This is a genomic window from Streptomyces sp. P5F9 (assembly GCF_057961495.1).
In genome coordinates this window covers 1-10,928 of the sequence record NZ_JBXVPZ010000327.1, presented here as the reverse complement: position 1 = coordinate 10,928, position 10,928 = coordinate 1, and the positions used below count along the sequence as shown (strand labels likewise).

Here is a 10,928-nt window from a genome sequence, read left to right as displayed (position 1 = left end):
GGGTTGGGGCGGGCGTTCAAGGGTGCGGTGACGGCTTTGGACCGGCGATTGGTCGGATAGAGGTTCCACGGGAGTACGTCGTCTGCGGCTGCGAGGGTGCTGGTCGCGCCCACGCGGCGGAGCCGCACATCGATACAGCCTCGCGCCCCTGAGGGCCAACCGCCATCCAGAAGCTCAGCGTGGCCACACTCCCGTTGCCAGCAGTGACTCGATCGCCTTGCTGTAGGGGCGGATGTCCAGGCCCTGTTCCCCGAGCCACGTGTCCGAGTAGTACTTGTCCAGGTAGCGGTCGCCCGGGTCGCACAACAGGGTTACTACGCTGCCCTGTTGGCCTGTCGCGACCATCTCGGCGATGATTTTGAGGGCGCTCCAGAGGCCGGTGCCGGTGGAGCCGCCCGCCTTGCGGCCGATGGCTTGTTCCAGGGCTCTCACGGCGGCGACGCTGGCCGCGTCGGGGACCTTCATCATGCGGTCGATGGCGCCGGGGACGAAGCTCGGTTCCATACGGGGGCGGCCGATGCCCTCGATGCGGGAGCCGCAGTCGCAGGTGACGTCCGGATCGCCGGTGGTCCAGCCCTCGAAGAAACAGGAGTTCTCCGGGTCGGCGACACAGACGCGGGTGTCGTGCTGCATGTAGTGGACATAGCGCGCGAGAGTCGCCGAGGTACCGCCGGTGCCGGCCGTCGCGACGATCCACGCCGGCTCCGGGAAACGCTCCAACTCCAGCTGACGGAAGATGGATTCGGCGATGTTGTTGTTGCCGCGCCAGTCCGTGGCCCGCTCCGCGTAGGTGAACTGGTCCATGTAGTGGCCGCCGGTCTCCACCGCGAGGGTGGCCGACTCCTCGTACATCTTGCGCGGGTCGTCCACGAAGTGGCACTGGCCGCCGTGGAATTGGATCAGGCGGATCTTCTCGGCGCTGGTCGTGCGCGGCATGACCGCGATGAAGGGCACGCCGATCAGTTTGGCGAAGTACGCCTCGGAGACCGCCGTCGAGCCGCTGGACGCCTCGATCACCGGGCGGGTGGGCCGGATCCAGCCATTGCAGAGGCCGTAGAGAAAGAGGGAGCGGGCGAGGCGGTGTTTGAGGCTGCCTGTGGGGTGGGTCGACTCGTCCTTCAGGTACAGGTCGATACCCCACTTCTCCGGGAGCGGGAACCGGAGCAGGTGCGTGTCGGCGGAGCGGTTGGCGTCGGCCTGGACCTTGCGGACGGCTTCTTTCAGCCAGCTCCGGTAGGCGGCGTCGCTGCGGTCGACGTCGAGGGTGGCACCGGTCAGGGTCTGGGGGGTGGTGCTCACGGCGGGGCTCCTTACGCGTTGCGCCGACGGCGCCTCGCGCGGCCGACGCCTCGATCATATGCACCTTCCGCACGCTTCTCACCTGCATAAACATGCCTTTGGGCGGCCCAAAGGCGGCCCTGGGGCAAGGGTTCGGTGAGCACGTGATGGGTTCGCGACGCCTTTGCTGCGGGTTTGCGATCGGCCGCCCGTGGGGCCCGGGGGCGCACTCGTGCGAGTGCTTCGGATACTCACCGTGACCGGGTCGGGCGTACTGGTGCTCGACGGCCTCGGCGGGCAGACTGCACCGGAGCGGGACGAACGTCCTGAACGGGGGCGCGCACTGGATCACCAGATGTCCTGGACCAAGGGGGCGGGGAAGCATGGCGGAGCCGGAGTTCACGGCCACGGGCGTGCGGATCGGGAAGCGGCTGCGTTCGCTCACCCGGGCCGGACAGGTCCGGATCAATGACGGCAGGCTTGAGTTGCTCACCAGTTACGGCAGTGAGATCGACAGCGCGCCGGTGCAGGCGGTGCGTGCGTCGAAGCCCTGGTTCGCCCCTGAGGATCGGGCGCTGGCCGACCTCAACGGCAACAGGTACCTGTTGACCCTCGGCGAACACGACCCCGCGCCCGGGCAGCCGGGTCCGCCCGCCGCACGCCGGTTCATCGAGGCCGTGCGCAAGGCGGCCGGGCGGGGCGGCTGAGCCTCGCGGCGGGTTCTCCGTGCGGCGGACCATCTGTGCGGTGGCGCGGTCGTGCGGTGGAGTGGCCGGTGCGCGGGGTGGAGCGGCCGGTCCGTGCGGTGGAGTGGTCGGCGCGCGTGGTGGAGTGGTTCATCCGGGTCGTGAAGCGGCTGTTCCGCGCCATTGAGGAGCAGTAGCCGGCCGCGAGTTGCGGGACCGCGGCCCCTGAGTCACTCTGGTCTCACGTCACTCTGGGTTTACCGGCGATAACGCTGCGAACCAGCCCGCCGGACACGACAGCAGGCGGCCGTTTCTCCGACCACCTTGCTGGATCCGAACTCCGTGTTCTTCCGGACCTCAGTCGGGGAGTCGCAGCCGTGATCAGTCACCCAAGCAGGCACTGCACGGTGGAGCTCCAAGCCCTGCCGTCGCGGATCGGCCAGGTCCGCAGAATCGTCTCTGCGCAATTGCGCTACTGGCATCTGGATCCTCTGATAGACCGGGCCGCGCTCGGTGTCACAGAGCTTCTGACCAACGTCCACCGGCACGCCCAGCCCGACAAGACGTGCGTCGTCGAGATCGAGCTGCTGCTGGACCAGCTCATGGTCTCGGTGCGCGATCGCGATCCCCGGCTTCCCGTGGTGGGCGACATCGACGAGGTCTCGCCCACGGCCACTTGTGGGCGGGGGCTCGCGATGGTCGCCGCGGTGAGCGAGAACTGGGGAGTGCGGCCGGACGGCGAGTCCGGCAAGGTCGTGTGGTTCACGCTCACCGCGCCCTCGTCCGCGACAGCTGCGCCGGCTCGTCAGCCGCGTCGTACGGCCGCGGAGAAACCCGCGCGCCGGTTCGTCACCGAGGTCGAGCACCCGGTCGACGGCCACCGGCCCCAACACGCTCCCGCCCGGTCCGCCGTTGCCGGTTGATCGGGCGGTGATTCGTTATGGGTTGCGGGGGGGGCTGGGTTGGTGCTGTGGACGGTGGGACAGTTGAGTCAGCCTTCAGGCAACGACACACCTGGACCGGTCTCGAAAACTCGCCGCACCTGAACCGGTGTTGTGAACGCACCCACGCACCTCTTTTGGTTCGGTCGCCTACGGGGCGCTGGAAGCCGGTGTTGAGAGCCCCACCGTGCTCGGCGCTGCGCGCCTCCGCGCGCTGGGGCTCTCAACACCGGCGCGCCCCTACGGCTCCCTCTCGGCCCTCGTCGTGGGGACAGTTGGACTTGGTGGGCCCGCACTGCTGGTGAGGGTTGGCGCCGTGAGTTTCTCCACCGGCGTCAGATCACTCGGTGGCAATCGCCCGCAGTACGTCCAGCCGTGCCGCTCGGCGTGCCGGGCGCAGGCCCGCAAGGGCACCTGCGGCGACGCCCACCAGGGCCACCACCACGAGTTGGACCGGTGGGAGGGCGAAGGCGAAGGTGCTGTCGCTCGCGCCGTCCGAGGCCTTGACCAGGACCCAGCCCAGGAAGGCGCCCAGGGTGAGGCCGCCGACGGTGCCGAAGGCCGCGACCAGGACCGACTCCCAGCGGACCATCGCCCGGAGTTGGGAACGGGTCTGGCCTACCGCCCTCAACAGGCCCAGTTCGCGGGTGCGTTCGTGGATCGCCAGGGTGAGGGTGTTGGCGATGCCCAGGAGCGCGATCAGGACCGCCAGGGCCAGCAGCGCGTAGACGAGGGTCAGCATCATGTCGATGCCGCCGGCCGAGGACTGCGCGTATGCGTGGCGGGTCTGGACTTGTGGGTTGCCGTAGTGGGCCGCGACCTTCTCGACCGCCGCCTTGCCCTTGGCCGTGCTCACACCGTTCTTGAAGGAGACGGCGACGAGCGAGTCGGAGTCCTGGGTGCGGTGCGGGGCCCAGGCTGCGCGGGTGATGACGTAGTCGCCGGCGAGTTCGGACTCGCCGTAGACCGCGCGGACTGTGAAGGTCTGCTTCTTGCCGTCGGTGAAGGTGAGTTGTGCCGTGCTGCCGGTGGTCAGGTGTTGGCGGTCGGCCTCTGTTTTGGTGATGGCGATGCCGTCGGTGCCGAGGGTGTTCAGGGAGCCGTGGACCGTTCCCAGGTCGAAGGTGCGGGCCAGGGCGGTGGGGTCCGCGACGGTCAACGCCCGTCCCTTGCCGTCTACTTCGGCTACCCCGCGCCCGAGTCCCACTGCCGTGCTCACCTCGGGCAACTCGCCGATGGCTCCGGCGAGTCGGGGGCTCAGGCCGCTGCCGCCCGCGCCGAAGGACGGGGTGCTGACGGCCACGTCGCCGGCGAAGGAGCGGGACACCGTCTGGTCCATCGTCGCTTTCAACGAGGCGCCGAACACGGTGAACAGGGACACCACGGCCACCCCGATCATCAGCGCGCTCGCGGTGGCGGCCGTACGGCGGGGGCTGCGCAGGGCGTTGCGTCGGGCCAGTCCGCCGGTGACGCCGCGCAGACGGTCGAGGGGGCTGCCCAGGACGCGTACCGCCGTGGAGGAGGCGACCGGGCCCAGGACCACGAAGGCGACCAGAGCCAGTACCGCTCCAAGTCCCGCCAGCAGCAAGGACGGTGAGATCAGTACGCCGGTGAGCGTCGCGGAGACGGCAAGAAGCGCGAGGGCCGTTCCGGTCAGCGCTCGGACGCGGGACGCGCCTGACTGGTCCACGGCCGTCTCGCGCAGCGCCGCCAGGGGTGCGGTGCGGCCCGCTCGTACCGCCGGCATGAGTGCCGAGCCGAGGCAGACGATGATGCCGACTGCGAGGGGCAGGACCATGGAGAGCGTCCGGATCACCAAGTCGCCCTCGGGGAACGGGAATCCGATCGCCGGGAACAGCATCTTCAGTCCGGCCGCGATTCCGATGCCGCCCGCCAGTCCGGCGGCCGACGCGGTCACGGCGACGACGCTCGCCTCGGTGACGGTGGCCGCGGTGACCTGGCGGCGGGAGGCGCCGAGGGCCCTCAACAGGGCGTTCTCTCGGGTCCGTTGGGCGATGACGATCGCGAACGTGTTGTGGATGGAGAAGGTCGCGACCAGGAGGGCGATGCCGGAGAACACCAGGAGGAACGTGGTGAAGATGGTCAGGAACTGGGACGAGATCATGTCCGTGTTCTCCTGCGCCGACTTCTGACCCGTGATCGCCTCAACTCCCTTGGGGAGTACGGGAGTCAGGCGGTCGACCAGTGCCTGCTGGCTCACGCCCGGGCCGGCCCTGACCTGGATACTCGCCGCTTCGCCCGGTTTCGCGGTGAGGTACTTCTCGGCGTCGGACTGGGTCATGCCGGTGAACGTCACCTGTGCCATGCCGTCCTCGCCGCCGAACGTCGCGAGGCCTACGATCGTCACCTTGACGGGGTCGGGCGTGCGCAGGGTCGTCGTGTCACCGATCTTCAGGTGGCCTTTGTCTGCGGCACCCCGGTTGACGACAACCTCGCCCGGCCTGGCCGGAGTTCGGCCTTCCGCGAGGCGGTACGGGTTGAGTTTCGGGTCGGTGATCCAGTTGCCGGCGAGGGTGGGCGGGCCCTTGCCGCCGATGGCCTCGCCGTTGGCGCCGACGAGTTGGCCCGCGCCCTGGATGCTGGGGGCGGCGGCCGCGACGCCGGGGACTTGGTCGATGGTCTTCACCAGAGTCGTGGGCACTGGTTGCCGAACGCCCTGGCTCTCGCCGGGTGTTGTGATGGCGTCCGCGCTGCGGACGACCGCGTCCGTGCCGCTGGTCGCGTCGCCGAACATGGTGTCGAAGTTGGCGCGCAGGGTGTCACCCATGACCAGGGTGCCGGCGAGGAACGCGACCCCGAGGAACACGGCGAGGAACGTACCGGCGAAGCGCCTCTTGTGGGCCCGCAGGGAGGACATGCTCAGGCGTACGGACGCGTTCATGACCTCACGTCCTCGAAGGCCTTCAGACGGTCCAGGACCTTTTCGGCCGTGGGGGCCCGCATGCGGTCCACGAGGCGTCCGTCCGCGAGGAAGACGACCTCGTCGGCGTGGGCGGCGGCTACCGGGTCGTGGGTCACCATCACGACCGTGCGGTCCGTCTGCCGTACGGCACGGCGGAGCAGTCCGAGGACCTCGCCGCCGGAGCGGGAGTCGAGGTTGCCGGTCGGCTCGTCGGCGAAGACGACCTCGGGGCGGCCGGCGAACGCCCTTGCCACGGCGACGCGTTGCTGCTGGCCGCCGGAGAGTTCCGAGGGGCGGTGGTGAAGGCGGTCGCGCAGGCCGACCACGTCGACGAGTGCGTCGATCCACTCCCGGTCGCCCCTGGTTCCGGAGAGGTCGAGGGGCAGGGTGATGTTCTCCGCGACGGTCAGCGTCGGCACCAGGTTGAATGCCTGGAAGACGAAGCCGACGCGGTCGCGGCGGAGCAGGGTGAGGCGGCGGTCGTCGAGCGAGCCGAGTTCCGTGTCGCCGATGTACGCGGCACCCGAGGTGAGCGTGTCGAGTCCGGCCGCACAGTGCATCAGGGTGGATTTGCCGGAGCCCGAGGGGCCCATGATCGCGGTGAAGCAACCGGCCGGGAAGTCGACGCTCACCCCGTCCAGGGCGCGTACGGCGGTGTCGCCGACGCCGTACACCTTGACGGCGTCGACGACCCGCGCGGCCGTGCGGGTGGTGGTCGCGGTGGTCATGCCGGGCCGCCTCCCTTGCCGGTGCGGCCGAACTGCTCGTCCAGGACGGAGAGGCGGCGCCAGTACTCGTCCTCGTCGATCTCGCCGGACGCGAAGCGGCGGCCGAGGACGGCGAGCGGGGAGTCGCCGGTGGGACGGGTGTCGGCCATCGCGCCCCACGGGCCACCGCGCCCGATCCCGCGTCCGCGCCAGACGGTGCGGCGTAGGACGGTCACCACGCCGACCACCACGGCCGCCCAGATCAGCGGGAAGAACAGGATCCAAGGGCCGGGCCCGCCGCCGTTCCAGTTCGCCAGAGTCTGCATGTCGATTCATCTCCAAGGAGTCCGGGAGCCCCGGAGGGGGCTTCCTGTGATGTCCGGTGATGTATCGAGACTGGCTCCGGGGAGGGGTCCGGGTCGTCGTACGGCCAGCGGCAGTGTGCGTACCTCCCGGGGAGTACGCGGGGTCGTTTTGGCTGCTCCCGGCGTCCGTAGATAACCTCTCGACTTCTGTACCTACTAGTATGTACAGTCCTGCCATGAGTACCCCGGAGCGACTGATCGAGTCCACCCGCGAGCTGCTGTGGGAGCGTGGCTACGTCGGCACCAGCCCCAAGGCGATCCTGGAGCGCGCGGGCGCCGGGCAGGGCAGCATGTACCACCACTTCAAGGGCAAGCCGGAGCTGGCGCTGGCGGCGATCCGGCGGACGGCCCAGGAGTTGCTGGCTACCGCCGAGGAAGTACTCGACGGGCCCGGCACGCCGTACGAGCGGATCGAGGCGTATCTGCGGCGCGAGCGGGATGTGTTGCGCGGATGTCCGGTCGGGCGGCTGACGATGGATCCGGACGTGATCGCCAGCGCCGAGCTGCGGGAACCGGTCGACGCGACGCTCGACGCGATCCGTGAGCGGCTCGCCGGAATCGTCGAAGAGGGCAAGGAACAGGGGCAGTTCGGGCCGGAGCTGGACGGCGAGGAGATCGCCGCCACCGTCCTCGCGACCGTGCAGGGCGGGTATGTGCTCGCCCGTGCGTCCGGATCGCCGGCCGCCTTCGACGCCGGTGTCCGGGGACTGCTCTCCCTTCTCTCGCCCATGTCCTCCCGATAGGAGTCCAGGTACGTGCGGATCACCAGGAAGCACCCCGACACGCGGCGGGGCCCGGCGGAGAACTTCACCGGCACGGTGTGGCTCGACGAAATCGCCTCGCCCCGACCACCGTCCCGGACAAGGATGTTCAGCGTGCACTTCACGCCGGGCGCGCACACGGCGTGGCACACGCACCCGCACGGCCAGCTGCTGCACGTGACGGAGGGCGAGGGGCTGGTGCAGCGCAAGGGCGGTGCCGTCGAGCCGATCCGCGCGGGCGACACCGTGTGGATCGAGCCGGACGAGTGGCACTGGCACGGCGCCGCGCCACGCACGTTTCATGACGCATCTCGCGGTCGTCGAGGCCGCGGAGGACGGTACGACCGCTTGTTGGTACGAGCATGTCGGCCCTGCGAACTACCCGGCCTGAGGGGGCACTTGATGCACGCGATGCAGTACGAACTCACTCTGCCCGCGGACTACGACATGGGCATCGTCCGGGGCCGGGCCGCCCGGGTCGGGCATCTGCTCGACGACTGGGACGGGCTCGGCTTCAAGACGTATCTCCTGCGTGAGCGCGGGGTACACGGTTCGCCGGTCAACCAGTACGCGCCGTTCTATCTGTGGAACACGGTCGAGGGCATGAACCGCTTCCTCTGGGGCGGCGCCTTCCAAGGGCTCGTCAACGACTTCGGGCGACCTGAGGTGGTGCAGTGGACGGGCCTCGCCTACGAGGAGGGCGGCGCGGCGGGCTCACCGGCGGCCGTCGCCGTGCGGCGGCGTCAACGGATAGCGGGGAGTGGGGAGTTGGCAGCGGTGATGGAGGACGCGGTGGGTGAGACCCGGCGGCTGGCCGGTGAGGACGGTGCGGTGCTCGCGGCGGCGGCCGTCGACCCGCACAGCTGGGAGCTGGTCCACTTCTCGCTCTGGGAGCACGAGTCGCCGAAGGCGGAGGGAGACGTGTTCCAGGTGCTGCACCTTTCGGCGCCGGGGCGAGGCGGGTTACCGAGGGGCCGGCAGTGGTGAATGCCCTCGTCCGTACGGTACTTGGGGATGTGGACCCCCGACTGCTGGGTCTGTGCGACGCGCACGACCATCTCTTTCTCCGCAGCCCGCGGCTCCCCGGCCAGGAGCTGGGCGACGCCTCGGCCGCACGGGCCGAGTTGAACGTGTTCCGTTCCATCGGCGGGGGCAGCGTCGTGCAGTGGACGCCGTACGGGATGGGGCGGCGGGTCACCGAACTGCCGCAGCTGTCCCGGTCGACGGGGGTGCACGTGGTCTGCGCGACCGGGTTGCACCAAGCGGCGCACTACAGCCCGGAGTTGCTGGAGGGTCTGCGTGGCGGGCTGGCCGAGGTCTTCGTCTCCGAACTGACGGAAGGCGTCGGTCAGTCCGGGGTCCGCGCCGGGATCATCAAGGTCGCGGGCGGCTTCCACGGACTCGACGCGCACGCCCGCTGGACGATGACCGCCGCGGCCGAGGCCCACCGCGCGACGGGTGCGCCCATCGCCGTCCATCTGGAGCTGGGCACGGGCGCCCTCGACGTACTCGACCTGCTGTGCGGCAAGTTGGAGGTCGAACCGGACCGGGTGATCCTCGGCCACCTCAACCGCTCCCCCGACCTGGTGGTCCAGCGACAGGCCGCCGACGCGGGCGCCTACTTGGCGTTCGACGGCCCGTCCCGCGCCCACCACGCCACGGACTGGCGAATGCCTGACGCGGTCCGGACGCTGGCCGAGGCCGGTTTCGGCGACCGGCTGCTGCTCGGCGGGGATACCGTGGTCGCCGGGGCACGCTCGGTGGACGGCGGTCCGGGCATGCCGTACCTGCTGCGGCGGGTGGGGCCACGGCTCGCGGTGGAGGTGGGTGAGGAGCTGGTGGGACGCGTGTTCACGGAGAACCCCGCCAAGGCGTTCTCTGTCGAGTGGCGTTGACGGGTACGCCCTCGCGCCGGAGGCGGTCGTCGAGGGCTGAGGCGGGCCCGCTATGTTCGACCCGAACATCGAACATGTGGAGCTCGTGTGCAGACGACGACGGTGGAGCCGCCGAGAGCGGCGGAGGCGGATGCCGCGGCGGCCGGCTGGCCCCGGTCCTGGCCGCTCATGCTGCTCGGGGCGGCTGTCGTTCCGGGGCTGATGCTGTTCGTCGTCGGACGGTGGCTGGACGCGCCGGCCGTGCAGGCCTGGCGGACCGTGTGTCTCGCCATCACCACACAGGCGCTGCCCTTCCTGCTCCTCGGTACGGCTCTCTCGGGAGCGATCAACGCGTTCGTGCCGGCACGGGTGTTCACGAAGATGCTGCCCAAGCGGGCCGCGTTCGCCGTGCCGGTGGCCGGGATGGCGGGGGTCGTCCTGCCGGGCTGCGAGTGCGCGTCGGTGCCGGTCGCGAACAGTCTGATCGGGCGCGGGGTCACCCCGGCCGCCGCGTTCGCGTTCCTGCTCTCGGCGCCCGCGATCAACCCGGTCGTGCTGACCGCCACCGCGATCGCGTTTCCCGCCAGCCCGGTCATGGTGCTGGCCCGGCTGCTCGCCTCGCTCGCGACCGCCGTGGTGATGGGCTGGCTGTGGCTCTGGCTGGGGCGCGAGGAGTGGCTGCGGCCGGTCGCGCGGCACACCGGGCACCGGCCGGGGCACAGCCGCTTCACCGAGTTCCGTACCGGCTTCCAGCACGACTTCCTGCACGCGGGCGGGTTCCTGGTCGTCGGTGCCATGGCCGCGGCGACCTTCAACGTGGCCGTACCGCGCTCCGTGCTCGACACCTTCGCCGGTTCGCCCTGGCTGTCGGTGCTGTTCCTGGCCGCGCTCGCGATCATCCTCGCGGTCTGCTCCGAGGCCGACGCGTTCGTGGCGTCCTCCCTCACGGGTTTCTCCCCCACTGCCCGGCTCGCATTCATGGTCGTGGGCCCCATGGTCGACCTCAAGCTGATCGCCCTCCAGGCGGGCACGTTCGGCCGGGCCTTCGCGGCTCGCTTCTCCGCCGCCACGACGGTCGTCGCGGTGCTGTCCAGCGCGCTGATCGGAGCCGTACTGCTGTGAGACGCCCCCTCCAGGTGACCCTGCCCGTCCTCAGCGGCCTGGGCCTGCTGCACGCCTCACTCTTCACCGACCTGTGCCTGCGCTACGTCAAGCCGAGCATGCGCCCGATGCTCGTCGCGTCCGGGTTCCTGCTGATCCTGCTCGGCATCGCGGAGGCCTGGTCACGGCGGAAACCAGACGAAGGTGACGACCATGCGGGCCACAACCACTCCAAGGTCCCCCGCGTCGCCTGGCTGCTCTTCCTCCCCGCGCTCAGCCTCCTCTTCTACGC

Annotated in this window: 10 protein-coding genes and 2 pseudogenes; 8 read left to right on the top strand and 4 right to left on the bottom strand. The window is 70.1% G+C overall.

Annotation, left to right across the window (positions count from 1 at the left end):
• Positions 1–174: 174 nt before the first annotated feature.
• Positions 175–1,299: a PLP-dependent cysteine synthase family protein gene (locus AC31A1_RS36485; RefSeq protein WP_489657415.1), complete on the bottom strand. Its 1,125-nt coding sequence runs from the start codon at positions 1,297–1,299 to the stop codon at positions 175–177.
• A gap of 362 nt (positions 1,300–1,661) precedes the next feature.
• Between AC31A1_RS36485 and AC31A1_RS36480 the strand changes: the two genes are divergently transcribed.
• The gene (locus tag AC31A1_RS36480) at positions 1,662–1,985 is read left to right on the top strand and encodes a hypothetical protein (RefSeq protein WP_019058105.1); all 324 of its coding nucleotides are present in this window, start codon (positions 1,662–1,664) and stop codon (positions 1,983–1,985) included.
• Between the two features lie 356 nt (positions 1,986–2,341).
• Complete coding sequence (locus tag AC31A1_RS36475) at positions 2,342–2,887, top strand: ATP-binding protein (protein WP_489657414.1); 546 nt, start codon at positions 2,342–2,344, stop codon at positions 2,885–2,887.
• 358 nt (positions 2,888–3,245) lie between these two features.
• Here AC31A1_RS36475 and AC31A1_RS36470 read toward each other — a convergent pair whose 3' ends face one another.
• From AC31A1_RS36470 to AC31A1_RS36460, 3 genes are read right to left on the bottom strand one after another with little or no spacing between them, the layout of a single operon-like run.
• Entirely contained in the window at positions 3,246–5,807 is a 2,562-nt protein-coding gene (locus AC31A1_RS36470) for an ABC transporter permease (RefSeq protein ID WP_489657413.1), read from the bottom strand.
• Positions 5,804–6,556 carry an ABC transporter ATP-binding protein gene (locus AC31A1_RS36465; RefSeq protein WP_489657412.1) on the bottom strand — a complete coding sequence of 251 codons (753 nt, stop codon included), beginning with the start codon at positions 6,554–6,556 and terminating at the stop codon, positions 5,804–5,806. Before AC31A1_RS36465 ends, AC31A1_RS36470 begins: the two co-directional genes overlap by 4 nt.
• Positions 6,553–6,861: an SHOCT domain-containing protein gene (locus tag AC31A1_RS36460; RefSeq protein ID WP_489657411.1), complete on the bottom strand. Its 309-nt coding sequence runs from the start codon at positions 6,859–6,861 to the stop codon at positions 6,553–6,555. The genes AC31A1_RS36465 and AC31A1_RS36460 overlap by 4 nt, the downstream gene beginning before the upstream one ends.
• Positions 6,862–7,076: 215 nt before the next feature.
• On the opposite strand from AC31A1_RS36460, the gene AC31A1_RS36455 reads away from it, so the two are divergent.
• From AC31A1_RS36455 to AC31A1_RS36430, 6 genes and pseudogenes are all read left to right on the top strand, one after another.
• A complete protein-coding gene (locus AC31A1_RS36455; RefSeq protein WP_489657410.1) occupies positions 7,077–7,643 on the top strand; it encodes a TetR/AcrR family transcriptional regulator in 567 nt (188 codons plus the stop codon).
• A 12-nt stretch (positions 7,644–7,655) separates the two neighbouring features.
• Positions 7,656–8,052 (top strand): annotated as a pseudogene (locus tag AC31A1_RS36450) ((R)-mandelonitrile lyase).
• Between the two features lie 11 nt (positions 8,053–8,063).
• Positions 8,064–8,648, top strand: coding sequence for a DUF4865 family protein (locus tag AC31A1_RS36445; RefSeq protein ID WP_489657409.1), 585 nt, complete (start codon positions 8,064–8,066; stop codon positions 8,646–8,648).
• Complete coding sequence (locus AC31A1_RS36440; RefSeq protein ID WP_489657416.1) at positions 8,645–9,556, top strand: phosphotriesterase family protein; 912 nt, start codon at positions 8,645–8,647, stop codon at positions 9,554–9,556. Before AC31A1_RS36445 ends, AC31A1_RS36440 begins: the two co-directional genes overlap by 4 nt.
• 87 nt (positions 9,557–9,643) lie before the next feature.
• Entirely contained in the window at positions 9,644–10,657 is a 1,014-nt protein-coding gene (locus tag AC31A1_RS36435; protein WP_489657408.1) for a permease, read from the top strand.
• Positions 10,654–10,928, top strand: a pseudogene (locus AC31A1_RS36430) (TIGR03943 family putative permease subunit); the annotation flags it as partial. The gene AC31A1_RS36435 and the pseudogene AC31A1_RS36430, both read left to right, overlap by 4 nt.